This is a genomic window from Gemmatimonadota bacterium (assembly GCA_016712265.1).
Lineage (GTDB): Bacteria > Gemmatimonadota > Gemmatimonadetes > Gemmatimonadales > Gemmatimonadaceae > RBC101.
On record JADJRJ010000030.1, the window covers coordinates 774,060 to 800,562 of the forward strand.

Below are 26,503 nucleotides of genomic sequence, written 5' to 3' on the forward strand. Positions count from 1 at the left end.
TCAGGTGGCCGCGCGGGCCAGCTCCTCGCGCACGATGGCGCTCACCTGGCTCCCGTCCGCGCTCCCCTTGAACTGGGGCGTCACGCGCCCCATCAGGGCACCCATCGTGGTCGCCCCGGACGCCATCGCGGCGCGAACCGCAGCTCGGATCTCCTCGGGATCGATGGCCGGAGGCAGGTACGCCTCCAACATCCGCGCCTCCTCGGCTTCGCGCTCGGCCAACTCCGGCCGGTTCCCCTGCGTGAACGCCTCGACCGACTCCCGCCGCCGCTTCACCGCCTTGCGCACCACCTCGATCACGTCGGCATCCACCAGCGGCTGCGGGAGTTCCAGCTCGCGATTCTTCAACTCGGACAGGAGGGTCCCCAGCACAAGCGACCGCAGCTTGTCCTGCGACTTGCGCGCCGCCAGGGCGTCCCCCTGAACCTGCTGCAGCAGTGTAGGCACGGGCGTCATCCCGGTGGCCAGTCCAGCGCACGGCCACCAAGCACATGCGCGTGCAGGTGGAACACGGTCTGCCCGGCCGCCGCGTTGGTGTTGAACACGGTCCGATACCCGGTCGTGGCAATCCCCTCCTGCCGCGCTACCTCACGCGCCATGGCCAGCACCCGCGCCCCCACCATGTCATCCGCCAGCGTATCCAGGCTGTCCACGTGGCCGCGGGGAATGACCAGCACGTGCACGGGCGCCTGTGGGTTGATGTCGCGGAACGCCACGCAGTGATCATCCTCGCGTACGATCGTCGCCGGGATCTCCCCAGCGACAATCCGGCAGAACAGGCACGAAGGACTCACGACGGGGGAACCTCCATCAGGCGCGCGGTGACCATGGCCAGGGCGGCCACTCCCGCAGTCTCGAACCTCAAGGTACTCGCCGAGAGGCTCACGCGCCGGAATCCCGCGTGCTCAAGCTCCTCCATCTCGTCGGGCTCAATCCCGCCCTCAGGCCCGAGGGCCACTGTGGCCGGCCCGACCAACGGCACCCCAACCAGTGGTGGAGCATCCCGATCCAGGACGAGCCGGGTCCCCTCCGCGGGCAGCGCGGCCACGGCGCGCGACAGGTTGGCCTCCGGATACAGCGCTGGGAGCCAGACGCCACCCGACTGTTCGAGGGCGCTGGCCATGCGCGCGCGGACACGACCGGTGAACATCTGGCCTTCGCCGCGCGGCTTCACGCTGCGCGAACGTCGAAAGAGCACCGGGCGCCAGCTGGTCGCCCCGAGCTCCGCCACCTTCTCGGCGAGCCACATCATGCGGTCCTTGTCGGCAATCGGCACGAGGAGGTGCACCGGCGCCGGCGGACCACTCACGGCGAGGCTCTCGATCTCCACCATCGTCGTCGGCGTGGTCCGCACGAGCGTACCGGTCGCCCGGTGCCCATGGCCGTCAATCAGCGCGAGCCGCGTGCCCACGCCCAGTCGACGCACCCGCACGTGTCGCGCGACCTCATCGCCTAACGACACTGCCGTCCCCGGCAGGAACGGGTCCCCTTCCATCAGGAAGGTGGCTACGACCGGGCGATCGTCAGGCTCCACCAGACCTCCTCCGTGTCTTCCTGCAGCACCGTCCAGCCGTCCGCCGTCAGCGCCTCGAGCATCGAGTCACGCTCCTCGGCGAGGATCCCGGCGAGCACCACGCGGCCGCCGGGGCGCAGCGCGGCGAACATCGCGGGCAATAGCTCAACGAGCACCGACGAGATGATGTTTGCGGTAATGAGGTCAACCGGGGCGACGAGGGGGAGGAAGGCACCGGCATCCCCCTCGAACACGTCCACCACGTCGGCCACGCCGTTGCGCGCGACATTCTCCTGTGCGTTCCCGATGGCCTCACCGTCGTACTCCACCGCAAAGACATGCGACGCACCGAGCTTGGCCGCCGCGATGGCCAGCACCGCGCTCCCTGCGCCGAGGTCGGCCACGACCATGCCCGGCATGAGCACCGGCTCGAGGAGCCGCAGGGCGCCGCGCGTGGTGGGGTGATCACCCGTACCGAATGCCATGCCAGGATCGATGACGATGGTGGTGGCCGGATCGCGCCCTTCGGCCAGCCACGGCGGCGCCACGGTCAGGCGCCCCACGCCATGGGCCCCGAGCCGATCGCGCCACGCCACGCTCCAGTCAGTGGCAGGCGCCTCGGCCACCACGCATGTCGCGCTCGCCGACATGGCCTGGACCTCCGCCACGACCGCGGCGACATCGGTCTCGGCGGGAAAGTGCGTCACCAGGTACGATCCATCCTCGTGGACACCCTGGGCCCCGGCCCCAAAGAGGACCGCGAGCACCGCCTCGCGATCCGGGCCGGGGTCGACACGCAACGAGGACCAGGTCACGCGCCTAACGCTTCCTTCATCTTGGACCAGAAGCCCTTCCCGCGGGCACTCTCGGGCGGAGTCTGCTGGTGGGCCTGGAGTTCGCGGAGGAGCTTCTCCTCTTCCTTCGTCACGCGATCCGGGGTCCACAGCTGCACGCGGACATGCAGGTCACCGGTGCCGGACGAGTTCACGCGGGGCAACCCGCGTCCCCGGAGATGGATGACCTGCCCACTTTGCGTCCCCGGCGGGATGCGCACCGAGAGGGGTCCGCCCAAGGTGGGGACGTTGACGTCGGCACCAAGGACCAACTGCGGATAACCGACGAGCACCTCGGTGTAGAGGTCCTCCCCGTCGCGCTCAAACCGAGGGTCCTCTGTCACGTCGAACACGATCAGGACGTCGCCCCGCGGGCCACCACGCGGCCCGGCATTCCCCAGCCCCCGCAGGGTCATGTACTGGCCGGACGACACGCCAGCCGGGATCTGCACCGGGATCGTGTGCTCCCCGCGGGCGCGACCCTCCCCCCGGCACTTCTTGCACGGCGCCGTGATGACGACCCCCTCCCCCGAACACATCGGGCATGGGGCCACGGAGACAAACTGCCCAAAGAATGACTTCTGCGCGCGGCGTACCTCGCCGGACCCACCGCAGGTGTGGCACGTCGCGGGCTTCGACCCGGGCTCCACGCCGGACCCGGTGCACTTGTCGCACGGGTCGAGCAGCTTGACCGTGAACGTTTTCGTGCTGCCGGCCGCGACTTCGGCCAGCGACAACTCGACCGTGATCTTGACGTCCTGGCCGGCGCGCGGCCCGCTGCGCCTGCCTCCCTGGGCAAACAGGTCGCCGAATCCGCCCCCAAACCCCCCGAAGTCGCGCATGAAGATGTTCAGCGCTTCCGACAGGTCCACATGGTGGAACCCACCCCCGGCCCCAGCCCCGCGCAGCCCGGCCTCGCCGTACCGGTTGTACGCCGAACGCTTCTCCGGGTCCTTCAGGACGTCGTAGGCCTCGGTGATTTCCTTGAACTTCTCCTCGGCCTCGGCCGAGCCCTCATTCCGATCCGGATGCCACTTGGTGGCCAACCGACGGTATGCCTGCTTGATGTCGTCGTCGCTCGCGTCGCGTGCGACGCCAAGCACCTGGTAAAAATCAGCCATGTCTTGACTAGTGCAGGATGTCCGTGACCATCACCGAGGTGTGCCGCACCAGTGCGATCACCTTTTCGTACGGCATGCGGGTGGGACCGATGACGCCGATCACCCCCGACAGCGTGCCCACCCGATACTCCGCGGTCACGATGGTAAAGGGCTCCAGCCTGGGGTCGCTGTGCTCGTTGCCAATCGTGATCGAAATCCCGGGGGCGGCGGTCCGGGTGCGGAGCAACTCCGCGAGGTGGCGCTTCTGCTCGGTAAGTTCCAGCAGGCGGCGCATCCCATCCCCGGAAGTGAACTCTGGCTGGTCGGCGAGGACGGATGCCTGCCCGAGCACCACCTCCTCGCCCTCGGCGACCACGGGCAGGTCGAAGAGCGTATCGCCTTCCTGGACGAAGACGTTGAGCAGTTCGCTGCCACCCAGACTAACCGCCGAATCGCGCACGCGATCGCCGAGCGACGACCGGATTTCGCGCAGCGTCAGCCCTGCCAGACGGTCGTTGAGTACCACCATCACCTCCGCCAGCGCGGACTCGGCGATTTGTCCCGCGAGCTCAACAAAAATCGTCCGCACCGCCCCTCCCTCGAGCGTGAGGACGAGCAGCAACCGCTCACTCGACAGCCGCACCAGGTCGAGGCGCTGCAACCGCGCGCCATCCAGCCGGGGGCCTAACGCCACGCCGAGCTCCTGGGTCACGATCGACAGGCTCTGCGCCGCTCGACGGAGAATGTTCTCGATGGCGCCAGAACCTTCACCGCTCAGGTGCTCGGTCAGCCGTTCCACGTCGGCTCGCACGGGAGGGCGGGAACGCAGAAGGGAGTCGACGTACAACCGATACGCGATGTCGGTGGGAACGCGGCCCGCCGAGGTGTGCGGGTGGAAGAGATACCCCTTCTCCTCCAGATCGCTCATCGTATTGCGGATGGTCGCAGGCGATACGCCCAGCCCGAACCGCCGCGAAATCGTGCGTGACCCGGCAGGTTCCGCGGTTTCTACATATCGCTGAATGACCGCTTCGAGTACACGGCGTTCGCGTTCCGTGAGTTCAGGAAGCGCCATAAGTGCAAACCTAGTAACGACTTCGGTGATCAGTCAAGGCGGCGACCAGCGCATCGAGGCGGAGCCACCCCAGTGGAGTCAGTCGAATCCGGTCACCGTGCCCGGTCGCCCACCCGGCCGCCATCCAGGAGCTAATCATCGGCGCGTCGGTCGCTCTGGTGAGCAGCCCGCGCGTGGTCCTCAGGTCCAGGTACACGCGTTCGAGTTCATGCTGGTCCGCACTCAGTCGCTCGGCCCCCTCCAACGGGTCACGCGAGGCGTCCACGTCCCGTTCCCAGGCGGCAAGCGCCCGGCGATTCCACCGACGCTCCACCCCATCGAACCCATGCGCCGAGGGGCCGAGCCCGAGGTAAGCCACCCCCGACCAGTAGCTCGAGTTGTGGCGAGAATGAAACGCCGGCAGTGCGTAGTTCGAGACCTCGTAGTGGTCAAAGCCCGCGCGCGTGAGGCGTTCGTGCGTCGCGAGGAACTCCAGTTCATGCGCCTCTTCCGGCGAAGGAGACTCGGTGCCCCGTGAGACCTGTCGACCCAGCGGCGTCTGCGGTTCCACCGTCAGTCCGTAACACGAGATGTGGTTCGGCCGAAGAGCGATCGCGGCATCCAGGTCGCGCGACCAGTCGCGTTCCAGCCCGACCGGGAGGGCGTAGATGAGATCCAGCGACAGATTGGCGATTCCGGCCTCGCGCAATGCGTCCACCGCCCGCTGGACCCGCGCGGCGTCGTGCCCGCGGTGCATCCAGGCCAGGACGCGCGGATCGAAGCTCTGCACGCCTAACGAGACGCGATTCACCCCGGCCGCCGCCCAGGCACGGGCGTTGGCGAGGTTCACGTCCTCCGGATTTGCCTCCACGGTCACCTCGGCGCCGTGGGACAGGGGGCAGAGGGACGCGACCTGCCGCACGAGGTCGGCAAGTCCCTCCCCACCCAGGCGCGACGGCGTGCCGCCGCCGAAGTAGAGGGTGTCCACGCCGTGCGCGGTCACTTCGCGGAGCGCCAGCTCCCGTGCGACGCGACCGGTGAACGCGGACGCAGGCACCTCTCGCCGGACCGCGATGGAGAAGTCGCAGTAGACGCATCGCCGCGCGCAAAACGGGACGTGGACGTAGACGTGCTGATACGTCGTCATGCCGGAAGGTAGCGATGGCCGCCGCGCTGCAATTCGCGACGCCCGCTCACTCGCTACGGTGGACCACGCCAACCGCATCGACGGCGACCGCACCGCGCAGTTCCAGGGACGTGAGGGCCGCGACCACGTCGCTTACCGGAAGGTCCGCGGCAGCCACCAGTTCGTCCGGGCGGGCCGGCATGCGGGCGAGCGCGTCGAGCACTCGAGCCTCGGCGTCGGTCCATTCCCCGGGCGGTTCCTGCACCTCGCGGTGGGCGCGACGCGTCCGTCCACGGCTCGTGAGGTCAAGCACGGACATCAGGTCAGGGACGCCAGTCACCACGTGTGCCCCGTCACGCAGCAACTGGTTGCTCCCGGCGGATGACTCGACGTCGATGGGACCGGGAACTCCCGCGACGGGTCGTGCCATGGCGATGGCGTGCTGCGCCGTAATGAGTGCGCCGGATTTCACGCCGGCCTCTACGACGAGCGTCACGTCGGCGAGGGCGGCGACGATGCGATTCCTGCGGGGAAAGGCTCCAGGCAGAGCGCGCGTCCCGGGGATGACCTCCGAGACCACTAAACCGCGCGACCGGATGGTGCGATAGAGGGCGAGGTTCTCCCGAGGGTAGCAGACGTCCACGCCGGTGCCGAGGACCGCGACCGTGCCGCCACCCACCCGGAGCGCGGCCTCGTGGGCAACTGCATCGATGCCGCGAGCCAGGCCCGATATGAGGACAGCGCCCGCGCGGGCGATACCTCGCCCCATGCGTTCGGCCACCTGCAGTCCATAATTTGTCGCCGTACGGGTCCCCACCACCGCGATCGCAGGGGGATGCAAGAGCGAGACATTCCCGATAGCGAACAACACGAGCGGAGGGTCCTCCAGCGCGTGCAACGACGCGGGATACCCTGGCGCCCCCGCGAGCACCATGGCGATTCCGCCGTCCCTGCAGCGCGCCTCCACCATGCGGGCCCGCTCGATGGCCGGGAGCCGGTCGGCCATCGGGAGGCTGCCGGCGGCCTCAATCGCGGACCCGTAACGCTCGATCAGCCGCGCTGCCCCAACCCCTCCGAGGCCCCGCACGCATCGCAGGACCAGCGCGGCGGGTGGCTCGACGACCGCCGGCGGGCACGCCGCCGGATCGGTGCGGGCTGCGATCGCCGCGGGACCACCAGGCGCCCCCGCAGCCCCCGAGCTTGCCGGCTCGCGGCGTTCAGCCTTCACCGGTGGCGCGACGCAACTCGAGGAGTCGAGTCCACCACGCCGACATCATCGGCTCGAGCCCCATGCGGCCGGGGGCGCTCACGGCGAACATCGCGAAGGCCTCCGGCGCTTCCACCGGTGGTATGTACGATTCCCCCATTAGGTCCATCTTGGTGAACACAATGCACCAGGGCTTGGCGGCGAGCTCCGCCGAGTAGCTCGTGATCTCGTGGCGCAGCTGGTCCAGCTCCGCCTGCCAATCCATCGCATCGATCGGGATGAGGAAGGCAAGCAACCGCGTCCGCTCGATGTGCCGCAGGAACTGAAGACCCAGCCCCTTCCCCTCGCTCGCGCCCTCGATGATGCCGGGAATGTCGGCCACGACAAACGAGCGGTGGTCGGACAGCGGCACGACCCCGAGGTTGGGGGACAGCGTGGTGAAGGGGTAATCCCCGATCTTCGGCCGCGCGGCCGAGATCACGGAGAGCAAGGTGGACTTGCCGGCGTTCGGCTGCCCGACCAGGCCCACATCGGCAATCAGCTTGAGTTCGAGATCGAGCGAGCGTTCCTCGCCTTCCTCACCCGGCTGCCATTCCCGCGGCGACTGGTGCGTGGAGGTGGCGAAAAAGGCGTTGCCCTTGCCGCCGCGCCCTCCTCGCGCGACGACGAGTTCCTCACCATGAGAGAGGACCTCGCCGACGAACTTCCCGGTCTCGTGCTCGCGGATCACGGTACCCGGCGGCACCGGAAGGAGGATGTCATTCCCCGACGCTCCGGTTCGGTTGGAGCCCTCACCGTGCTCGCCGCGCTCCGCTGCCCAGGCGTCACGGTAGGTGTAGTCGAGCAAGGTGGCGAGGTTGCGATCCGCGCGCACGATCACGTCGCCCCCCTTGCCTCCGTCGCCGCCATCGGGGCCGCCCATGGGGACAAACTTCTCACGCCGGAAGGAAACCTGCCCCGACCCTCCGGTTCCCGCGCTCACGCGCACCACAACACGATCGACGAACATCAGGCCCCCAGGACGCGTGAAAGAAGGTGGTGCCCGCGAGCAAGGGCCTCGTCAGGCACCAGGCCGACGAGCGAAGCCAGGACCTCGCGCAGGTCGGACGGTGCGGCACCCACATTGAGCGCGCCGTGCAGGTGCGCGTGTAACTGGCGATCCTGCGCCGCAGCCAGGCACGCGGCCACGATGCAGCACTCTCGACGCGTGAGGTCCAGGGCGGGTCGCGACAGCACCTTCCCGTACCCCTCGACGATCATCCATGCGTCCAATGCAGGATGCAGCTGGCGGATATTGCGTCGCAGCGGGTCGTAGAACTCTCCGTACACCTCGGCGCAGGTCGCCTCGCCCGCCGCGCGCCAGCCCGCGGAGGACGCCTCATGCGCGTCCTCATCCGCAAGCGGGGCCGCAACACCCGAGACGCGCCTCCACTCGCGCGCCGCGTTCAGCGCTCGCGGAAATCCGGCAAACAGGTAGGACTGCAAGATGACTTCCTCAACCCATGGGGTACGAACGATCGTGGCATCGGCCAGCGCGCGCCGGATTCCGTCCTCGTTGCTACCGGCAATCGCCGCCGCGAGACGCACCAGCAGGCGCAACTCGTCATTCCAGACGGTGAAGGTCGGTGCGGACGATGTATCGGGCATCATCGTCGTGTCCCGCAGGGTATCAAAACTTCAGGCATCGATGGGCCGCACCTCCCCCACCACCTCGCCTCGCGTGTTCTTCACGCGTGGTCGCAGGTAGTCGGCGAGGCGCGCGGGCAGTGTCTCGGGAAGCACGCCAAGCAACTGCAGCAGACGCAGGACGCCCACATGCTGCGCGCGCGAGGCGCCGTCCTCGGCCTTCACGGCAAAGCCGACGCCCCGATCAAGAATCGCCACGGAGTGCACGCCTTCTGCCCCAATCTTGGGGATGACATTCCCACCCGTCTCCTCGACCACGATCGAGTCAAAACGGTCGGTGCCGGCAAACAGCAGGGGACGCGTGCGGATGGCGCGCGCGATGCGCGACGGGTGTTCGTCCCCTCGCGAGGCGGCGGCGCCGAACATGGCCCACGCCCGCGCCATGTGGGCGAGAGGCAAGCCGAACACCACCACGCCGCACCCGTCCACCCCTCGCGTGATCTTGTCGGACGGGACCCCGGTCCAAGCCGCAACAGATTCCAGGACAGCGGCCTGCACCGGATGGCCTTCGCGCTCGTACGCATGGGTCGGCCAGCCGGACAGGTGGGCACGCGCCAACATGGCAGCGTGTTTTCCCGAGCAGTTGTTGTGCAGGCGCGTCGGCGGGAGGCCGCTTTCGCGGACCAGGCGCGCCCCGCGGCGGGACAGCGGCTCATGCGGTCCGCAGGCCAGGTCCCCCTCCTCAAGCCCGATCGCCTGCAACATCCGGGAGGCCACCTCCACATGCTCCGGCTCGCCCCCATGCGAGGCGCAGGCCAATGCCAGCTCGTCATCCCCCCATACCAGTTCGTCAAAACCGCCGGTTTCGAGGAACGGCATCACTTGGAATGGCTTGGCGCAGGACCGCCACGGGCACTGCAGGAACGGGTCACGAGCCGTGCCCACCAACCCGGCGCTGGCCTGCCACACCGCAGCGTGCACGCGGTGCCGGGATTCGGTCATCGGGCCACGGGTCACCACGACATCGAGCTGGTACGTATCCATGCGACGGGCAAGATAACCGGCACCGCTCCGAATCCGGCGATCTGGTCGCGTTGACCCTGTTACCGGAGGGCTCGTAGCTTCCCGGCCATGTCTTCAAACCACCTGAGCACCGCGCGCCTGCGCACCCTCCTCGCCGCGATGCGCGGCCGACGGATCGCCGTCATCGGCGACGCCATGCTGGATGTGTACCTGCGCGGTGACGTCGAGCGCATCTCCCCGGAGGCCCCGGTCCCGGTCGTGCGGGTCCGGGAGCGCAAGTACGCCCTGGGTGGCGCGGCGAACGTCGGACAGAACGTGGTCGCCTCGGGGGCCATCGGCGCCCTCGTGGCCGTCGTCGGCGACGACCCATCGGGCGCACGTTTCGCGGAGATGTGGGCTGCACACGGCGGAGACGGCCGCGGCGTCCTGCGCGTGGAGCGCCCGACGACGACCAAAACGCGCCTGGTCGCGCGCTCGCAGCAGGTCGTGCGCTTCGACGAGGAAGACGACGCGGACCTCGGGCCGGCGGATCGCGAGCGCATCTGCGGCGCCATCGATGCGGCGATTGCCGACTGTGATGCCGTGGTCCTCGAGGACTACAACAAGGGAGTCCTGACGGCCGGGGTCATCACCCACGCGATGGAGCGGGCGCAGGCGCGCGGCGTGCCGGTCGTCGTCGATCCCAAGTTCCGGAATTTCTTTGCCTACCGCGGCGCGACGATCTTCAAGCCCAACCGTCGTGAGCTGGAATCCGCGTTAGGCGCCGCGGTCCATCTCGACGACGCCGGGACCCTGCCCGCGACCCTGCACCGGCTCGGCGCGGGCCACCTGTTGTTGACGTTGGGCGAGCGCGGGATGGCCCTGGTTGGCGCCGACGGGGAGGTGCACCAGATCCAGTCGGCGGCCCGTGAGGTCTATGATGTCGTAGGAGCGGGAGACACCGTGACGGCGTACCTCGCGACCTCGTTGGCCGCGGGGGCCACCGCACTGGAGGCGGCGATCGTGGCGAACCTCGCGGCCGGGGTCGAGGTGGGGAAGCTCGGGGCCGCCACGGTGTCGCCCGAGGAGATCGAGGCCGCCGCCCACCAGGCACGCGTCGACCCGCGCCCGCCGGGGTGATAGCTTTGGTGACACGGGCCCTTAGCTCAGCCGGTTAGAGCAGCGGACTCATAATCCGACGGTCGCAGGTTCGAACCCTGCAGGGCCCATTCGCGGTGTACAAAGAACCAGGCCGGCGGCCGTCGCGCTCAGGGGACTGGGGGGCGAGACACTCCGGCTCCCGTCGTCAGGGCCTCGGCCAACGACGAGACCCATCGCGTCGTCTGCGGATAGTTGGCGCGCGGAGCCCCGATGAACGTGTTCCGTGCAAAGGTCCAGGTGCCCTGCACCGCCGCCCGCAAGGCGCGCTCGCCTTCCCCCGCCGCCGACGCGCCCACCCCGTACGTGCCAATCGGCAGGATGTTCTCGTCAAAGCGGAAGCCGCTGACGGCCGGCCAGTTCCCGCCGTCGAGTCCCATGATGATCGCCTCGCGCGAATAGTTGCCGCGCGCCCAGGTGTTGCGGACGAACTGGATATCGCGCGCCTTGGCCAACAGGAGGATTGCACGCGCATCTCCGTTGTACGGGGCCATGTTGAGGCTGTCGATCCAGTTCCCCGTCACCAGGATGCGCGAGAGCGGTGTGTCCACGGGAAAGCGTTCGGGGGCCCCTGCCAGGCCGAAGCCGGCCCCGACATTCACGATCGTGTTGCCGCGGATGGTGACGTCGGTGACGCGGCACCAGGTGCAACGCCCCTCCTGGTTGACGGACTTGAGGCCGATCGCATATCCGGTCTGCCCATCAAGCCACGACCCATCCAGCCGATTCCCCTCGATCAACACGCGGCACGCGTTCTTGCTCTCGTAGAGAAGCTTGACCAGGTAGCTGCCGCTCTTGGTGGGGGTCCCGATGTTGCGCCATGCCACGGACTTGCGGATCAGGTTCCCACGCACCGTGATGTCGCACGGTACCAGTCCCGGGATCGCAGGATCGGCACCGCCAAACATGATGTTCTCACTCGCGGCTTCGAGCAGGTTGTTCTCGAACAGGAACGGCCCCGGGCCGTTCCAGCTGATCAGGCATTGGCTATCTGCATTGCGCTCGTGGATCTCGGTGCACCACGAATCGCGCACCACGTGACCCACCCCATTCAGCACGGCCCCGCGCCGCACGTTCTGGTGAAGCCACCCCTTGAAATGGACATGGGAGAAGTGCACGTCGCGCGGCAACTCGGCCACGGCGCGCTCGCCAATGAACTCCCCAACAAAGACATGCGACATCGGCCCCTGGGCCAGGGCGCTGTCCGTCGTGAACTCGATTCCCTGGACGACCCACCGACTCGCCCCACGATGAAACTGAACGACGCTCTGGTTCACCAGCGCGGCCACCAGGCGCGGCAATCGCTCACCACCGCGCAACCGCACTCCACGGGTCATCGTCGTGTCGGCGCGAAGGACACCCCAGCTGGTGTCCCCAGTACGCCGCGCATTCACGTGCCAGTTGCCATGGAGCACGGTCCCCATCGGCAGGCAGATCACCCGAGCGCCACCTTCGTTCAACGCCGCCTGCAGCGCGCTCGCGGACGTCGGCCGGACGGTGCACGGTCGCGTCGTGAGGTCTGCAGGCCAGGACGGCTCCCGTTGGGGCAACACCGGAGCTTTGATCCCCGCCGGCGGTTGCTCGGTGGTATCCGGAGGGGGCGGCCCGGCGACGCGCACGGACACACTGCCCTGTGCCTGCCCGCGCGTGGCCTGCACAGTGACCACGCCGTTCGATCGCGCCTGGGCGAGCTCCAACTGGCGCCCCACGGGGTCCCACGCCAGCGTGGCCCGTGTGGTGTCATCCACCGCGAACGTCGCGCTATCCATCACCGTCCCAGCGGAGTCGTACCGGATGCTGATCTGCACAACGGCGGGCAGGCTGGGAGCCGCCTGCAGGACACTGTCTGACGCGCTGAGCGAGAGCACTGGTGGTGCCGCGAGCACGGTCACGCTCGCCGTCGCCGGGTGATCACACCCAGCGACACACGAGGACACCAAGCCCCAGCCCCACAAACGCATGATCGTTTGGCTCACCAACAATCCCATCGGTCGAATCCGCGAAATCTAGGCGTGAGCCGGCGTGACGCCGGGATGTTGCCTCGCACACGGTGTGTGCGCCGGCGCACACGTTTCACCCGGGGCTCGCCGGCCGAAAGAGGGCAAGCGAACGCTGGACGACCTGCCAAATACCCCACGCGGCCGGAATCCCCACCACGAGCCAGGACAGGGCGAGCCGCCACCCATCGCGACGGCTCACCACGGTGCCTCCACGCGTTCCAGCGGCCGACGCGCGACGGCCGCATTGCAGCCCAGACCAACGACGAGCAGGATCGCCATCAGGTACATGGTGAACGAGTAGGCGTCGGCCCGCGCGGTCCCACGATCCACCTGGTACTCCCGCAGGTAGTTCACCAACACCGGACCGAGAACCCCAGCCAACGACCAGGCCGTCAGGAGACGACCGTGGATCGCGCCGACGTGTCGTACCCCGAACCGATCGCGCAGGTAGGCGGGAATCGTGGCAAAACCGCCGCCGTACATGCTCATGATCAGGACGTAGGCGCCGACAAAACCCACAATGTTTCCCGAGGTACCCGTGGGCGGAATGACAGCATACAGCGCCGCGCCCAGTGCGAAGTAGGTCGCGTAGACCGCCGGGCGGCCCACCCGGTCCGATAGCGAACTCCAGGCGAACCGGCCGAGCATGTTCGCGAGGCTCAGGAGCCCGACGAATCCGGCCGCGGCTTCAGCGCCAATGCGGCCCGGGAACATCTCCTGGATCATCGGCGAGGCCTGACCCAGCACGCCAATCCCGGCGGTCACGTTGAGGCACAGCACCCACCAGAGCAGCCAGAAGCTCGGGGTGCGCGTCGCCTGTCGTACATGCATGTCCGGAGCCGCCGCGGCGCGGGGCGCGCGGTTACCACCACCTTCCCCCTCCGCCGGCAGGCGCACGGTCACCACGCCGAACATCATGAAGCCGAAGTACAAGACGCCCATGGCCATCATCGCCCGGGCGACCCCATGGCCGGTCCCGGTATCCAGCGCGCGCATGAGGGCCACGGCGAGCGGCGAACCGATCATCGCTCCTCCGCCAAACCCCATGATGGCCAGGCCGGTCGCCATCCCCGGCCGGTCGGGAAACCACTTGATCAGGGTGGACACCGGCGAGATGTAGCCCAGGCCCAACCCAATCCCGCCGATGACCCCGTAGCCAAGGATCAGGAGCCAGATGTTGTGCCAATGGACCGCGAGGGCGGACACGAAGAACCCCGCGGCAAAGCAGACCGCCGAGGCGAACATGGCCTTTCGTGGGCCCGCGTCCTCGAGCCATCGGCCGAAGGCGAACGCCGACAGCCCCAGAAAGACGATGGCCACCGAGAACACCCACCCGATCGTCGAGAGTTTCCAGTCGCCAGCGGCCGGTCGATCCCCCCCGATCAGGGTGCCGAGCGGCAGGTTGAACACGCTGAACGCGTACGCCTGACCGATGGAGAGATGAATCGCCAACGCCGCCGGCGGCACCAGCCACCGGTTGTAGCCCCGGGGGGCAATCGTGCGATGGCGATCGAGGAGGTTCAGCACCGGTTCAGCGAGACGAGAGGCGGCGCGAACCTCTCCCCCGGAACCGGGCGCGTCAATGCCTGCGGGCGGACTACCACCCCCTCCCACGACCCGTTAACGTTCCGCTCCGTTTCGGTCGCGTAGCTCAGCTGGTTAGAGCGCTGGTCTCACATACCAGAGGTCCGGGGTTCGAGTCCCTGCGCGACCATCCTCGGTTCAGAGCAATGCCCGCCCCCGTGGCGGGCATTGTCATTTCGGCGGGTCAGTGCTCTGCCGCACGGTCGGCGTCCACCATGCGGCGAACGAGTTCCTGGAACGTCACCGTGGGGGTCCAGCCAAGCTCCCGCTTCACCCGGGACGGGTCGCCCAACAGGTGATCCACCTCGGACGGCCGCAAGTACTTCGGATCGAGCTTCACGAAGCGCTCCCACTCGAGTCCCGCATGCCCGAAGGCCGCCTCGACGAACTCGCGCACGGAGTGTGACTCCCCGGTCGCGACCACGTAGTCGCCAGGGGTGTGATGCTGCAGCATGCGCCACATGGCCTCGACGTAGTCACCAGCGAAGCCCCAATCGCGACGTGCATCCAGGTTGCCAAGCGCCAATGCCGATTGGCGGCCCGCCGCGATACGCGCAACGGCCAGTGAGATCTTGCGCGTGACAAACGACTCACCGCGTCGCGGCGACTCGTGGTTAAACAGGATGCCGTTAGCCACGAACATGCCGTAGGCCTCACGATGGTTCACGGCGTGCCAATGCGCCGCCACCTTGCTTACTGCGTACGGACTGCGCGGGTGGAACGGCGTGGATTCCGACTGCGGTGGCGCCTCGGCACCGAACATCTCCGACGAGCCCGCCTGGTAGATGCGCACCGCGCGGCCGGTCCGGTCGATGTGCTCGCGCACCGCCTCCAGCAGGCGCAGGGTCCCGGTGGCGACGATGTCGGCGGTATACTCCGGCTGGTCGAACGACACGCGCACGTGGGACTGCGCGGCAAGGTTGTACACCTCGTCCGGCTTCACCAGCTCCACCACGCGCCGAAGCGAGCTGCCGTCCGCCATGTCGCCGTAGTGCAGCGTAAATCGTTCGGCGAGCGCGGGGTCGAGGGCGAGGTGGTCGATGCGCCCCCGATTGAACGTCGAGGCCCGGCGCACGAGGCCGTGCACGTGATACCCCTTGGCCAGGAGCAACTCGGCGAGGTAGGACCCGTCCTGCCCCGTGATTCCCGTGATGAGCGCGATCTTCATGCGCGAAAACTAAGCGTGAACGACGACCCCGCCCAAACGGGTCGCGCGCGCCAGCGCAGCGGCATCGAGTCGCGCCGTCACGTACGTGGCGTCCTCCGCATGCCGAACGCCGGCCACCTCGCCGTGCTGGTGCAGCTCGGCGAGCAGTCGGCCGTTGCCATGGTCGAGGCGCAGCTCCACCAAAGGGGTATGCCGTCGCGCGCGCTCCAGCAGCAGGTCGCGCAACGCCAACACACCGGCGTCACCACCCACCGCAGAAACCAGCACGTGCGACGGAAACAGGTTGCGGCAACGCGCCGCAAGCCCCTCTCGCTCCTCCGGGCTCAGCAGGTCGACCTTGTTGAAGACGTAGACCACGTCCCGGTCCTGCGCGCCGAGGTCCACGAGCACCTCCTCCACCACCTCGCGCTGCTCCTCCCAGAACGGGTGGGACGCGTCAATCACGTGCAGCAACACATCGGCCTCGAGGACCTCTTCCAGGGTGGCACGAAACGACGCCACCAGGTGGTGCGGTAGCTTGCGAATAAATCCCACCGTATCGGTGACCACCATCTTCTGCTGGTCCGAGATCGCCACTTCGCGGGTCAGCGGGTCGAGCGTGGCAAACAGCCGGTCCTCGACAAACACCTCGGGGGCATGCGACAGCGCGCGCAGCAGCGACGACTTGCCGGCATTGGTGTACCCGACAAGTGCGGCCCCAAAGAGCGTGCGCCGTGACTGGCGCTGGATCGCGCGCGAACGCTGCACATCCGCGAGTCGTTCCTTGAGCACGCGGATGCGGTGGCCAATCAGCCGGCGATCGGTCTCGAGCTGCGTCTCTCCCGGCCCCCGCAGGCCGATCCCGCCGCGCGTCTTTTCAAGGTGCGTCCACATCCGCGTGAGGCGCGGGAGGAGGTACTCGAGCTGGGCAAGCTCCACCTGCATCCGTGCCTCATTGCTCCGCGCCCGGGTAGCGAAGATGTCGAGGATCAGCTCCGCGCGATCCATCACCCGCTTCCCGACCGCCTCCTCCACGTTCTTCGCCTGCGAGGGAGACAGCTCGTCATCGAAGATCAGCAGCGAGGCCCCGAGGTCCGTCGCGAGCGTCGCCAATTCCTCGAGCTTGCCCTTCCCAAGGTAGGTTGACGGATTCGGCCGGTCGAGTTGTTGTGTCAGGGTGCCCACTATCTGGGCACCCGCCGTGTCCGCCAACTGCGCCAGCTCGGCCAAATGCTCCTCGACATGCAGCTTGGCCGCGCTCCGCTTGAGCGGCGCGCCAACGAGAATGGCGCGCTCGACCGGGGGCGCAAGGGAAATCAGTTCGCGGGAAATGGCAGCCTCAGTGCGATCAGTGGCGTTTGCAAGATAACGGTGACGACCGCGCGCCTAGCGCGACAGGGTGGAGTAACGGCCCTTCTGGTCATACGGTCGCGTGAAACTCCCGATCGGCGTGCCCACCGTGATGTCGCCGGCCACCCGATACTCCACACTGCCCGTCTGCATGAGTCGTCGACCGGCCGCACCTACGCCGGCGTAACTGAAGTTCAACGGGAGGCGAATCTCGCTGGTCTGTCCCTTCTCCACCTGAAAACGCGACGAATACACGCCATCGCCGAACTTCAACGAATCCACGAAGATGGTATACGAGACTTGCGAGCCATCCAGCCGGAACCCGTTGGGGTTGTAGATGTCCAGCACCACTTCCAGTGACCCCCCGGTGACGCCGAGCCCGGTCACCCGGCCCTCCTTGAAGGTGACGACCGGCTCCTTGAAGCCCCCGCGCAGCGCAGCGCATCCGGTCGCGGCCAGCAGTAGGCCCATTCCCGTCAGTGTTCGCATGACCCGCATCGTGTCAACTCTCCGTCGTCGGTGTACGCGCCGCGTCGTCCGCGCGTCGCTTGAGGTCGGCCCACCACTGCAATCGCTTCGCGATGTCACGCTCGAAACCGAAGGGCCCGGGTTCGTATAACACCTGGTCGCGCAGCCGATCGGGAAGATAGTCCTGCGGGACATATCCCTCCGGCGCCGCGTGCGCGTACTGGTACCCATCGCCGTACCCGAGTTCCTTCATGAGCGCCGTCGGCGCGTTGCGGATGTGCAACGGTACCGGTTCAGCCGGGTGCGCGCGCGCGAGGTCCAGCGCCGCCTTCCAGGCCGCGTAGACCCGGTTGGACTTGGGCGCCGTCGCGAGATACACGGCCGCCTCGGCAATCGCCAACTCGCCTTCGGGAGACCCGAGGGCCTCGTATGTCGCGCGCGCCGCCAGGGCGATCGTTAGGGCTTGGGGGTCCGCCAGGCCCACGTCCTCCGCCGCAAATCGCACCGTCCGCCGCGCGACGTACATGGGGTCCTCACCCCCCTCGATCATGCGCGCCAGCCAGTACAGTGCCCCCTGCGGATCACTGCCACGCAAGGCCTTGTGATAGGCGGAAATGAGGTTGTAGTGCTCCTCGCCCGACTTGTCATACCGCTGGACGCGCAGCTGCAGCGCTTCCTTTGCGACATCCACCGTCAGGCGCCCCCCGGCCCCGACGTGCGCCGCGGCCGCCTCGAGCGCGGTCAGCGCCCGCCGCGCATCGCCGTCGGCCTCCGTCGCCAGCCACAGGATCGCCTCGTCCTCGGCCAACACGCCGGTCGCCCCGAGGCCGCGCGTCGGGTCCACCAGGGCACGCCGCAACAGCACCGCCAATGCCTCGGCGCCTAACGACTGAAGGACAAACACGCGCGTGCGGGACAACAACGCCCCATTCAGCTCGAACGACGGGTTCTCGGTGGTCGCCCCAATCAGGGTCACGATCCCGCGCTCCACGGCGGGCAGGAACGCGTCCTGCTGTCCGCGATTGAAGCGATGGATCTCATCGACAAACAGGATCGTGCGGCGGCCGAGGTCGAGACGCTGGCGCGCTTCGGCTACGATCTCCCGCACCCGCGGGACCCCCTCGGTCACCGCAGAAAAGGGCACGAACTCGCGATCGGTATACCGCGCCAGCAGCAGGGCCAGGGTCGTCTTGCCGGTGCCTGGCGGCCCCCACAAAATCATGGACCCCGGCGTCCCCTTCTCAATCGCCTCGCGCAGCGGCTTGCCCGGCGCCAGAAGGTGCCCCTGACCGACGAATTCATCCAGGCTGGCAGGACGCATGCGGGCCGCCAGCGGCTCCGCATCCAGTGGAGCGAACAGGGTCTGTCCCTCCGCGCGGCCACGACTCGACCCTCTCACGTCTGCTCGCTCCTGTCCGGGGCCAGCTGAAGACGCGCCACCAGGAGGGAGACCATCTCCTCTGTTGCCGCCACAGGACGAAACTCCCCACGTCCCAGTGCCCAGCTGCGACGCCGCAGTCGATGGACACGCCGCAGGCCCTTGCCCTGAAGCAGGAACAGCCAGCGGTCCGTCGGGGCGAACACGCGCACCCCCAGGTTGGCGGTCAGCGTGGCCTGTTCCCCATCCGCCACGAAGGTAAGCTCCGTGCCGGCGTGCGCCGTGAGCACGTGCCGCGCCCGCGCCACCGCCTCACGCACGTCGGACGTCGACAGGTCATCCCCGCGCCAGGTGCGGTCGCGCCGCCAGTCGTCCACCACCACCTGGCCGAACGGGCCAAAGTGCTCGGTAATCGCGAGAAACAGTTCGACGGCGCGGTCCGCGTTAGGCACCAGCCGTGCCTCGTGGATGCCGCCACGCACCCCGAACACGAAGCCGTCGCCCGTCTGGCGCGTGTGGTGCCACGGTGCCGCCTCGACGGGACGTTCACGAATAAACATCAGCGGGAATGCTGCCACGCCCGGGCGAGCCCGAGCAAGGCCTCCACCTGGTTGGCCTCCGGATGCTCCAACACATGATCGAGCAGGCGACGCAGCATGGCGCCCACCGCCGGCCCGGCGCCTACACCGGCCCGTACCAGGTCCTCACCATCGACGGCAAGGTCAGCCACCGCCACGGGATCGCGGTAGGCCACACGAATCGCCCGTCGATAGTCGCGGCCCCACAGCCGTCGTATACCGTCTGGCGCCGCCCCGCGGGCCTGCACGACGCTGATCGCGACGCGCATCGCGTCGGCCAGGTCCGGTCGTTGGGCGGCGGCCGCCCACCGGCGGTACGTGGCGTCGCGCAGCGTCCCGGGCTGTTCCAGTGCCGCCGCGATCACGCCAGCGACCTCGACGAGCCGCGCCGTCCGTTGGACGTCACGGCCCGCGAACCGGAGCCCGGTCAGCAAGGACCGCACGACGTCTGGAGCAAGCCCGGCCAGCACGGCGCCCAGGCGGACAAGCATCCGCCGTCGCGACACGCCGTCCAGCGACGCATCATCCGGAAGTGCGCGACGGTCGGCCGCGCGGTACTGCCATGCCGCACGCCCCGCGAGTGGCGGCAGCAGCTCCGCCAACGCGCCGCTGGCGTCCCACAGCTGCAGCGCATCGCCCGGGCAGCGGACCTGCTCAAGCGTCTTGACCAATTCCTGCTGGATGCGCTCACGAGACAAACGCTGCAGTGCGGGCGCGCTGGCGGCAATGGCCGCCCAGGTCGCGGGCTCAATGGCAAAGCCGAACCGGGCGGCGAAACGGATCGCCCGGAGCGCGCGCAGTCGGTCCTCGGCCATGCGGGTCGGTGCATCCCCCACCGCCCGGACCACCCGCTTCGTCAGGTCCGCACGCCCCCCAAAGGGATCGTGCAGCTGGCCGCGCGAGGGCGACCAGGCCATGGCGTTGATCGTGAAGTCGCGTCGCGCCAGGTCCTCGTCCAGCGACGCCCCAAACTCCACTTCGGCGTGCCGCCCATCCGTCTTCACGTCGTGCCGAAAGGTCGTGACCTCGTGCATCTGCCCGTGCGCGTCCAGCACACCGATCGTGCCGAACGCTTCGCCGACCGGGACCGTCCGCCGAAAAAGGCGGCGGACCTGTGGGGGGGTGGCCGCCGTCGCGAGGTCCCAATCCAGGTGCCGCAGGCCCAGCAAAGCATCGCGTACCGCCCCGCCGACACACCAGGTCTCGAACCCCGCTTGCTCCAATCGTGCGGCGATCTCGGTAACCGCCGGCGGAGGATCCAGGCGCGGCTCAGCCATCAAAGACCGCGCGCAGTGCGTCCCCCGACAGCCCGGCGCCGAGCGCCAGCATCAGGTCGATTCTCGCCTGCTGTGGCCGGCGCGCCCCGGTGAAGATCGCCCCCAGGCGCGCAAGGTGTCGGCCACCGCCCTCATATCCATAGGTTTGGCCCACGCGCCCCCGCGGCGCGCGGGAGGCCACCACGACAGGCAGCCCATCCCCCACACATCGCCCGATGGCCTCAGACATGGCCGGCGGCACGTTACCGCGTCCCAGCGCCGCCACGACGAGGCCACGCGCGGTCCCTCGCGCCGCATCGACGAGGCGTCCGTCTGCCCCGGAGTACGCGAGGATGATGTCGACCGGATCCGCCAGCTGCGCGGGGGCCAGCACCGGGGAGGACGGCGGCAGCATGCGACGGAATACGACATCGCCGTCGTCCACCACCCCGACGGGGCCAAGACCCGGACTCTCGAAGGCGTCGAGCAGGTGGGTGTGCGCCTTGGTCACGTCCAGCGCAGAGAACACACGCCCGTTCAGGACCACGAGCGCGCCATACCCCCGGGCGTCGGTCGACGCCGCGACCCGCACCGCATCGCTGAGGTTGGCGGGTCCATCCCAGCTCAACTCCGACGCATTGCGCATGGCCCCGGTGAAGACGATGGGCTTCTCGGTGTCGATGGAGCGCGTCGCGAGGTACGCCGATTCCTCGATCGTGTCGGTACCGTGGGTCACCACCACGCCATCGATCGCCGGATCCGAGACCAGCGCCGCCAGGCGATTGCGCAGGGACCACTCGCGGGCCATCGACATGTGGGGGCCGGGAAACCGGCCAAACTCCTCGATGCGCAGGTCGGCCACCTCGCGGATCCCACCGGCCGCGGCCAGGATCTCCTCGGCGCCTAACGCTGGCACCGCGCCGCCCGCCCCGGCGTCAAAGCGCATGGAGATGGTCCCCCCGGTAAAGACCAGGGCCACTACCCGCACAGCACACTCCCGCCATTCACGTTGACAATCTCGCCCGTGACGTGACGCGCCTGCGCGGCACAGAGGCACACGATCGGAAACGCAATGTCCTCCGCCGTGGCGATCCGCCCGACCGGAATGGCCGCGGCGATGCGCGCGCGCCCCTCGCCGGCAAACGGCGCCTCGCACATCTCGGTGTCCACCCACCCCGGTGCCACGCTGTTGACCGTGATCCCGCGAGACGCCACCTCGACGGCCAGCGACTTCACGAACGCAATCATCGCGCCCTTGCTGGCGCCGTAGTCCGCGTGCATCGCCTCGCCACGCTGGCCCGCCGTGCTGCTGACGAGCACGACGCGACCGCCATCGCCCATATGCCGCAACGCCGCACGCGTGGAAAAAAACATCCCGTCGACGTTCTCCCGCATCGTCTGCGACCACCGCGCATCGGCCATGGCGCTGATCGGCACCTCCTCCACCGGCCAGATCCCCGCATTGCCCACGAAAATGTCGATCCCGCCCCACGCCGTGGCCACCGCGTCCACCGCCCCAGCGACCGCGGCACCGTCCGACAACTCCGCCGCGACCGACATCGCGCGACGTCCCGCGGCGCGCACCGTCGCCACCATCGCCTCGGCGTCCGCCGCGCGGCTCCGATAGTGGACGGCCACATCCGCCCCACACGCCGCCAGGAGGCGCGACACCGCGCCGCCGATCCCGCGCGAGCCCCCGGTCACCAGCGCCCGTCGTCCCGTCAAGTCGATCACGTCAGGTCCCCCTCGAGGAGTTCACAAATAACATGCTGCAGGTGCAGGTGGAGTTCCTGCGCCCGGTCGGTGCGCGCCGTGGGGATCCGCACGCACACCGTCGCCAGCGCACGCAGCTGCCCGCCGTCCTGCGCGGTCCACGCGATCACGGGCAGCCCCGCCGCCCGCGCCACGGTCGCGGCCCGCAACACATTCGGCGAGTTGCCGCTCGTGGAATGCACCACCACGACGTCACCCGGGCGACCTAACGCCTCGACCTGTCGCGCGAAGATCTCGTCGAACCCGAGGTCGTTCCCGGCCGCCGTAAGCAGCGAGGTGTCAGTCGTGAGCGCCAACGCGGCCAGGGGACGCCGGTTCTTCATGTATCGCACCACGTACTCGGTCGCGAGGTGCTGTGCATCGGCCGCGGAACCGCCGTTGCCACAGAACAGGAGCTTGCCGCCCGACCGCAGCGCCGTGCGCATCAACCCGGCCGCAGCCAGGACATCGTCCAGGCAGCCAGTCGAGGCGCTCGCCACCGCAGACAAATCGCCCAGACGCGTCCGCACGAGGGTCTCGGCGTCCATGGTCACCCCCCCCTCCCCACGGTGAAGAGTTCGCGGAGCCGATCCCAGATCGACTTGTGTTCGTGCAGGGGCGGGACCCCTTCCAACATCTCGTCATCCAGCACGTGCCGCGGATTGTGCTCCATGAGGATGTGGGCGTGCCGGTCACCTCCAACTTCGTGCAGCCACAGGCGCACGGTGGCGAGCGCACGCGCATCGCCGTGGTTGTCACTCGCCAGGATATCCAGCAACCCGCTCGCGAGCGCCTTGCGCGCGAAGTCTCCCTTACGACCGGCCGCCAGGAGGAGCAGGGCGTCGCCCTGGATCACCACGCCAATGTCCCGCCAGATGTGCAAGCGGTCGATGCTGATCCCCTGGTAGCGCTCGGGATGCGCAATCACCGGCACCACGCCGCTCGCACGCAGCTGCATCAGGTCATCGGTGGAGTGCTGTCCCAATGGCTCACGCGGAAATTCCACCAACACCGCCTTCGAGTCCCCGAGGGCCAGCCGCGGATCGGTCAGGTCGGCCCCGGGTTTGTCCAGCATGATCTCGAAGCCCTTGTGCAGCCGGAGTCCCGGCGGCGCCTTGGCACGGAGCTCCGTCAGCAGCGCGGCGTACGCATCAAAGGGCGCCTCGCCGGCTCGCGACGCATCCAGGTGCGGCGTGCAGGCCACGTCGGTCACCCCTTCGGCTCGCATGCGCTCCATCACGCGGAGCGAATTCTCCATGGTCCGCGACCCGTCGTCGACGCCAGGCAGGAGGTGCGTATGCAGATCGATCACGGAGGAGGCACCATGGAGGACAGGGTCGCCATCACATCACCGCAGCGCGGGTCAAAATCTTCCGGATTGTCGGCCAGCAGCAGCAAGGCATGAGTGACGAGGGCATCGGCGGCAAGCAAGTCCAGCGCTGCTCCCCGCCTCCCACCCTCGGGCCCCAACAGCGGGGTCGTGAGGGTGACCGCGGCTTGCACCAGGTCCACCGGTGCCGGACGCCCCTGCGCCGCGAGCGCCGTGGCAACGCGGTCCCGCAGGTGCACCGGGACCGACTCGGCCCACGCCGGCCGCGCGTCCGTCATGCGCCCAACAGCCCGCGCACCACGCCCTCGAGCCGCCCGAGCGCCTCAGGCAGTCGAGACCCATCGGGCACCCCCGCCTGTGCCAGGTGGGGCTTCCCTCCCCCACGCCCACCAATGGCGGACGCGAGGTCCTTCACGATGACATCCGCACGGGCACCGCGATCCCGCGCGTCATCGGTCGCCACCACCAGGAGGCTCGACTTCCCATCCGCCAACGTGGCGGCCAGGGCGGCGACGCCCGACCCCATCTGTTCCCGCAGGGCATCGCCGAGTGCCTGGAGGACCTTGGCATCCTCGACGACGACCGCTTCCGCGATCACCTTGAGCCCCCCCACGTCGCGCGCGCGGGCCAACATCTCGCGCACCTGGTCACCGCCGCCTCGGAGCGCTTCGTCCAACCGCTTTTCCAGGGTCTTTCGTTCCTCGAGCAGCCCCTGAACCTTGCGCACCACGGTAGCACCATTCGCCTTGAGCAAGTCGCTCACCTCGTGCAGCGTGCGGTCGCGCTCCGCCAGCAACCCAAACGCTCCCTTGCCGGTCACGGCCTCGAGGCGACGGACCCCCGCGGCGACCCCGGTCTCGGAGACCACCTTGAACAGTCCGATCTGGCCGGTGTTGCGCACATGCGTTCCGCCACACAACTCGACGGACAGCCCGGGGATGCTCACGACGCGCACCACGTCCCCGTACTTCTCGCCGAACAGGGCCATCGCCCCCGCCGCCACCGCTTCCTGGTACGGGCGCTCGTCCGTCCGCACGTCCACGGACGCCCAGATCCCTTCGTTGACCTGCTGTTCGATGCGGGCCAATACCTCGGCCTTGATCGGTCCATGGTGGGTGAAGTCGAACCGAAGCCGATCCGGGGCGACCAGTGACCCGGCCTGGTGCACGTGGTCGCCGAGGGCGTCCCGGAGCGCCGCGTGCAGCAGGTGCGTCGCCGTGTGATTGCGCTCGGTGTCATGTCGCCGCGTCGTCGGCACGATGGCCGTAGCGGGGCCAAACGATATCGTGCCGGTCAGAGCCCCGATCGCAGCGGTCCGTCCCTCGAACTTGCGGACATCCTCAACCGTGACCGACCACCCCGAACCACGAATCTCCCCGTGATCGGAGACCTGGCCACCGGACTCCGCGTAGAACGGCGTTTCGCGCAACATCACCGCGACGCGCCCATCGTCGAGGTGTCGGACCGCCGTCACCTGCGTGTCGATCGACGTCGTCGCGTACCCGACAAATGACGGCATGCCTGCGCCGACGGTCGACTGGGCCCCGGTGGCCGTTTCCCACGTCCACTCCGTCGCCGACCCGGCATCCACGCCCAGCTTGCGCGACTTGCGCTCCTCCTGACTCTGCGTGCGCTGGGCCGCCAGCGCCGTCTCAAACCCGGCCACGTCCACGCTGTACCCGCGCTCCCGGGCCATCAGTTCCGTCAGGTCCAACGGGAACCCAAACGTGTCGTACAGGCGAAAGGCGTCGTCCCCGGCAATCGTCCCGGTGCCACCGGCAGGCGCCAGCTCGTCAAACCGCCGCATCCCTCCCTCGATCGTCGCGAGGAACCGCTCCTCCTCCGCACGCGTCGTCTCGGTGATATGGGACGCACGCTGCGTCAGTTCGGGATACACATCCGACATCGTCTCGATGACCCGCTGCACCACGTGCACCAGGGTGGGCTCGCGCCGGCCGAGCAGCCACGCGTGGCGCACCGCACGACGCAGGATGCGCCGAAGGACGTACCCGCGCCCCTCGTTCGACGGAAAGACCCCGTCCGCCAAGAGAAAGGCGACCGCCCGCGCGTGATCCGCGATGACCCGGTACGAAGCCTCCCGATCGCTGGCCGTCGCCGACCGCCCATCATACGGGCGCCCGACCACCTCCTCGATGCGCGCGATCAACGGGGCGAAGACGTCCGCATGAAAATTGTTCGTCACGCCTTGCAGGGCGGCCGCAATACGCTCCAGACCAGCCCCCGTGTCCACCGACGGCTTGGGCAGCGGCACGAGCGTGCCATCGGCCTGCTTGTCGAACTGCATGAACACCAGGTTCCAGATCTCCAGGAAACGTCCCGCCTCCCCGCCCTCGACGAACGCCGCTTCCGAAAACTCCTCGCGGGTCAGGTCGGTCCACTCGCCGGTCGCCCCCTCGGGAAAGCGCCAATCGCGAGCCAGGTGGGCGAGGTCCACGTAGATCTCGGAACACGGCCCGCACGGGCCGGTGTCCGCCATCTGCCAGAAGTTGTCCTTCTCCCCCAGGCCGTAGATGCGGGAATCCGGAAGCCCGGCCACCTCGCGCCACAGCACGCGCGCCTCGTCATCCTCGCGAAACACCGACACGCGCAGGTGTTGGGGGTCCATCCCCAGCCCACCCTCGGCAACGGGTCCCGTCACCCAGTCCCACGCAAACCGGATGGCGTCACGCTTGAAGTAGTCCCCGAACGAGAAGTTGCCGAGCATCTCGAAGAACGTGTGGTGCCGCGCCGTGTGCCCCACCTGCTCGAGATCGTTATGCTTGCCGCCGGCCCGCACGCACTTCTGCGAGGTCGTCGCCCGTCGCCCATGGGCCGGCTGCTCCATCCCCAGAAAGACCTTCTTGAACTGGACCATGCCGGCGTTGGTGAACAACAACGTCGGGTCGTCGCCCGGAACGAGCGACGAACTGGGGAGCACGGCGTGCCCGTGGCGACGGAAGTACTCCAGGAATCGGGTGCGGATCTCGGAAGCGCGCATGAGGGCCAAATATAGCCGCGCCTGTGCACTGATGGCGCGGTGT

Annotated in this window: 26 protein-coding genes and 2 tRNA genes; 3 read left to right on the forward strand and 25 right to left on the reverse strand. The window is 68.5% G+C overall.

Annotated features, from left to right (window positions below; all coding sequences use genetic code 11):
• Genes IPK85_18850 through IPK85_18900 form a run of 11 tightly spaced genes read right to left on the reverse strand, consistent with a single transcriptional unit; the run spans nucleotide 1 to nucleotide 9,503 of the window.
• Complete coding sequence (locus IPK85_18850) at nucleotides 1-456, reverse strand: GatB/YqeY domain-containing protein (GenBank protein ID MBK8249433.1); 456 nt, start codon at nucleotides 454-456, stop codon at nucleotides 1-3.
• A complete protein-coding gene (locus tag IPK85_18855; protein ID MBK8249434.1) occupies nucleotides 453-794 on the reverse strand; it encodes a histidine triad nucleotide-binding protein in 342 nt (113 codons plus the stop codon). Before IPK85_18855 ends, IPK85_18850 begins: the two co-directional genes overlap by 4 nt.
• A complete protein-coding gene (locus IPK85_18860) occupies nucleotides 791-1,534 on the reverse strand; it encodes a 16S rRNA (uracil(1498)-N(3))-methyltransferase (protein MBK8249435.1) in 744 nt (247 codons plus the stop codon). Before IPK85_18860 ends, IPK85_18855 begins: the two co-directional genes overlap by 4 nt.
• Nucleotides 1,507-2,328, reverse strand: coding sequence for a 50S ribosomal protein L11 methyltransferase (locus IPK85_18865; GenBank protein MBK8249436.1), 822 nt, complete (start codon nucleotides 2,326-2,328; stop codon nucleotides 1,507-1,509). Before IPK85_18865 ends, IPK85_18860 begins: the two co-directional genes overlap by 28 nt.
• Nucleotides 2,325-3,467, reverse strand: coding sequence for a molecular chaperone DnaJ (dnaJ, locus tag IPK85_18870; protein ID MBK8249437.1), 1,143 nt, complete (start codon nucleotides 3,465-3,467; stop codon nucleotides 2,325-2,327). Before dnaJ ends, IPK85_18865 begins: the two co-directional genes overlap by 4 nt.
• Before the next feature lie 7 nt (nucleotides 3,468-3,474).
• A complete protein-coding gene (gene hrcA, locus IPK85_18875; protein ID MBK8249438.1) occupies nucleotides 3,475-4,521 on the reverse strand; it encodes a heat-inducible transcription repressor HrcA in 1,047 nt (348 codons plus the stop codon).
• 10 nt (nucleotides 4,522-4,531) lie between these two features.
• Nucleotides 4,532-5,647, reverse strand: coding sequence for a radical SAM family heme chaperone HemW (gene hemW / locus IPK85_18880; GenBank protein MBK8249439.1), 1,116 nt, complete (start codon nucleotides 5,645-5,647; stop codon nucleotides 4,532-4,534).
• Between the two features lie 46 nt (nucleotides 5,648-5,693).
• Nucleotides 5,694-6,854, reverse strand: a complete 1,161-nt coding sequence (dprA, locus tag IPK85_18885) for a DNA-protecting protein DprA (protein ID MBK8249440.1) — start codon at nucleotides 6,852-6,854, stop codon at nucleotides 5,694-5,696.
• The gene (gene obgE, locus IPK85_18890) at nucleotides 6,844-7,842 is read right to left on the reverse strand and encodes a GTPase ObgE (GenBank protein MBK8249441.1); all 999 of its coding nucleotides are present in this window, start codon (nucleotides 7,840-7,842) and stop codon (nucleotides 6,844-6,846) included. Before obgE ends, dprA begins: the two co-directional genes overlap by 11 nt.
• Nucleotides 7,842-8,483: a carboxymuconolactone decarboxylase family protein gene (locus IPK85_18895; protein MBK8249442.1), complete on the reverse strand. Its 642-nt coding sequence runs from the start codon at nucleotides 8,481-8,483 to the stop codon at nucleotides 7,842-7,844. Before IPK85_18895 ends, obgE begins: the two co-directional genes overlap by 1 nt.
• A 27-nt stretch (nucleotides 8,484-8,510) precedes the next feature.
• Nucleotides 8,511-9,503, reverse strand: coding sequence for an asparaginase (locus IPK85_18900; protein MBK8249443.1), 993 nt, complete (start codon nucleotides 9,501-9,503; stop codon nucleotides 8,511-8,513).
• Between the two features lie 87 nt (nucleotides 9,504-9,590).
• On the opposite strand from IPK85_18900, the gene IPK85_18905 reads away from it, so the two are divergent.
• A complete protein-coding gene (locus tag IPK85_18905; protein MBK8249444.1) occupies nucleotides 9,591-10,601 on the forward strand; it encodes a bifunctional hydroxymethylpyrimidine kinase/phosphomethylpyrimidine kinase in 1,011 nt (336 codons plus the stop codon).
• Nucleotides 10,602-10,616: 15 nt separating this feature from the next.
• Nucleotides 10,617-10,690 (forward strand) — tRNA-Ile (locus tag IPK85_18910).
• Between the two features lie 39 nt (nucleotides 10,691-10,729).
• Here IPK85_18910 and IPK85_18915 read toward each other — a convergent pair.
• On the reverse strand, nucleotides 10,730-12,511 hold the full coding sequence (locus IPK85_18915) for a hypothetical protein (GenBank protein MBK8249445.1): 1,782 nt from the start codon (nucleotides 12,509-12,511) through the stop codon (nucleotides 10,730-10,732).
• A 303-nt stretch (nucleotides 12,512-12,814) separates the two neighbouring features.
• Entirely contained in the window at nucleotides 12,815-14,143 is a 1,329-nt protein-coding gene (locus tag IPK85_18920) for an OFA family MFS transporter (GenBank protein ID MBK8249446.1), read from the reverse strand.
• A gap of 116 nt (nucleotides 14,144-14,259) precedes the next feature.
• On the opposite strand from IPK85_18920, the gene IPK85_18925 reads away from it, so the two are divergent.
• Nucleotides 14,260-14,333: transfer RNA gene (locus IPK85_18925), tRNA-Val, on the forward strand.
• Between the two features lie 54 nt (nucleotides 14,334-14,387).
• Here IPK85_18925 and gmd read toward each other — a convergent pair.
• The 12 genes from gmd to alaS form a co-directional block, all read right to left on the reverse strand.
• On the reverse strand, nucleotides 14,388-15,371 hold the full coding sequence (gene gmd / locus IPK85_18930) for a GDP-mannose 4,6-dehydratase (protein ID MBK8249447.1): 984 nt from the start codon (nucleotides 15,369-15,371) through the stop codon (nucleotides 14,388-14,390).
• 9 nt (nucleotides 15,372-15,380) lie between these two features.
• The gene (hflX, locus tag IPK85_18935; protein ID MBK8249448.1) at nucleotides 15,381-16,637 is read right to left on the reverse strand and encodes a GTPase HflX; all 1,257 of its coding nucleotides are present in this window, start codon (nucleotides 16,635-16,637) and stop codon (nucleotides 15,381-15,383) included.
• 99 nt (nucleotides 16,638-16,736) lie between these two features.
• Nucleotides 16,737-17,189 (reverse strand): LEA type 2 family protein, encoded by a 453-nt coding sequence (locus IPK85_18940; protein ID MBK8249449.1) that lies wholly within the window; start codon nucleotides 17,187-17,189, stop codon nucleotides 16,737-16,739.
• Between the two features lie 13 nt (nucleotides 17,190-17,202).
• Nucleotides 17,203-18,489 carry a replication-associated recombination protein A gene (locus IPK85_18945; GenBank protein ID MBK8249450.1) on the reverse strand — a complete coding sequence of 429 codons (1,287 nt, stop codon included), beginning with the start codon at nucleotides 18,487-18,489 and terminating at the stop codon, nucleotides 17,203-17,205.
• A gap of 74 nt (nucleotides 18,490-18,563) precedes the next feature.
• On the reverse strand, nucleotides 18,564-19,106 hold the full coding sequence (locus IPK85_18950; protein ID MBK8249451.1) for a hypothetical protein: 543 nt from the start codon (nucleotides 19,104-19,106) through the stop codon (nucleotides 18,564-18,566).
• On the reverse strand, nucleotides 19,106-20,401 hold the full coding sequence (locus IPK85_18955; protein MBK8249452.1) for a CCA tRNA nucleotidyltransferase: 1,296 nt from the start codon (nucleotides 20,399-20,401) through the stop codon (nucleotides 19,106-19,108). Before IPK85_18955 ends, IPK85_18950 begins: the two co-directional genes overlap by 1 nt.
• The gene (locus IPK85_18960; protein MBK8249453.1) at nucleotides 20,394-21,359 is read right to left on the reverse strand and encodes an asparaginase; all 966 of its coding nucleotides are present in this window, start codon (nucleotides 21,357-21,359) and stop codon (nucleotides 20,394-20,396) included. Before IPK85_18960 ends, IPK85_18955 begins: the two co-directional genes overlap by 8 nt.
• Complete coding sequence (locus tag IPK85_18965; protein ID MBK8249454.1) at nucleotides 21,359-22,114, reverse strand: SDR family oxidoreductase; 756 nt, start codon at nucleotides 22,112-22,114, stop codon at nucleotides 21,359-21,361. Before IPK85_18965 ends, IPK85_18960 begins: the two co-directional genes overlap by 1 nt.
• Complete coding sequence (locus IPK85_18970) at nucleotides 22,111-22,680, reverse strand: SIS domain-containing protein (protein MBK8249455.1); 570 nt, start codon at nucleotides 22,678-22,680, stop codon at nucleotides 22,111-22,113. Before IPK85_18970 ends, IPK85_18965 begins: the two co-directional genes overlap by 4 nt.
• Before the next feature lie 2 nt (nucleotides 22,681-22,682).
• Complete coding sequence (locus tag IPK85_18975; protein ID MBK8249456.1) at nucleotides 22,683-23,444, reverse strand: hypothetical protein; 762 nt, start codon at nucleotides 23,442-23,444, stop codon at nucleotides 22,683-22,685.
• On the reverse strand, nucleotides 23,441-23,740 hold the full coding sequence (locus IPK85_18980; GenBank protein MBK8249457.1) for a hypothetical protein: 300 nt from the start codon (nucleotides 23,738-23,740) through the stop codon (nucleotides 23,441-23,443). Before IPK85_18980 ends, IPK85_18975 begins: the two co-directional genes overlap by 4 nt.
• Nucleotides 23,737-26,460: an alanine--tRNA ligase gene (gene alaS / locus IPK85_18985; protein MBK8249458.1), complete on the reverse strand. Its 2,724-nt coding sequence runs from the start codon at nucleotides 26,458-26,460 to the stop codon at nucleotides 23,737-23,739. The genes IPK85_18980 and alaS overlap by 4 nt, the downstream gene beginning before the upstream one ends.
• Nucleotides 26,461-26,503 lie beyond the last annotated feature (43 nt).

Bases quoted from the DNA above. Each gene is read 5' to 3' on its own strand.
- IPK85_18850 (MBK8249433.1), bottom strand. From the start codon at position 456: ATGACGCCCGTGCCTACACTGCTGCAGCAGGTTCAGGGGGACGCCCTG.
- dnaJ (MBK8249437.1), bottom strand. From the start codon at position 3,467: ATGGCTGATTTTTACCAGGTGCTTGGCGTCGCACGCGACGCGAGCGAC.
- hrcA (MBK8249438.1), bottom strand. From the start codon at position 4,521: ATGGCGCTTCCTGAACTCACGGAACGCGAACGCCGTGTACTCGAAGCG.
- hemW (MBK8249439.1), bottom strand. From the start codon at position 5,647: ATGACGACGTATCAGCACGTCTACGTCCACGTCCCGTTTTGCGCGCGG.
- obgE (MBK8249441.1), bottom strand. From the start codon at position 7,842: ATGTTCGTCGATCGTGTTGTGGTGCGCGTGAGCGCGGGAACCGGAGGG.
- IPK85_18895 (MBK8249442.1), bottom strand. From the start codon at position 8,483: ATGATGCCCGATACATCGTCCGCACCGACCTTCACCGTCTGGAATGAC.
- IPK85_18900 (MBK8249443.1), bottom strand. From the start codon at position 9,503: ATGGATACGTACCAGCTCGATGTCGTGGTGACCCGTGGCCCGATGACC.
- IPK85_18905 (MBK8249444.1), top strand. From the start codon at position 9,591: ATGTCTTCAAACCACCTGAGCACCGCGCGCCTGCGCACCCTCCTCGCC.
- gmd (MBK8249447.1), bottom strand. From the start codon at position 15,371: ATGAAGATCGCGCTCATCACGGGAATCACGGGGCAGGACGGGTCCTAC.
- IPK85_18940 (MBK8249449.1), bottom strand. From the start codon at position 17,189: ATGCGAACACTGACGGGAATGGGCCTACTGCTGGCCGCGACCGGATGC.
- IPK85_18945 (MBK8249450.1), bottom strand. From the start codon at position 18,489: ATGCGTCCTGCCAGCCTGGATGAATTCGTCGGTCAGGGGCACCTTCTG.
- IPK85_18950 (MBK8249451.1), bottom strand. From the start codon at position 19,106: ATGTTTATTCGTGAACGTCCCGTCGAGGCGGCACCGTGGCACCACACG.
- IPK85_18955 (MBK8249452.1), bottom strand. From the start codon at position 20,401: ATGGCTGAGCCGCGCCTGGATCCTCCGCCGGCGGTTACCGAGATCGCC.
- IPK85_18970 (MBK8249455.1), bottom strand. From the start codon at position 22,680: ATGGACGCCGAGACCCTCGTGCGGACGCGTCTGGGCGATTTGTCTGCG.
- IPK85_18980 (MBK8249457.1), bottom strand. From the start codon at position 23,740: ATGACGGACGCGCGGCCGGCGTGGGCCGAGTCGGTCCCGGTGCACCTG.
- alaS (MBK8249458.1), bottom strand. From the start codon at position 26,460: ATGCGCGCTTCCGAGATCCGCACCCGATTCCTGGAGTACTTCCGTCGC.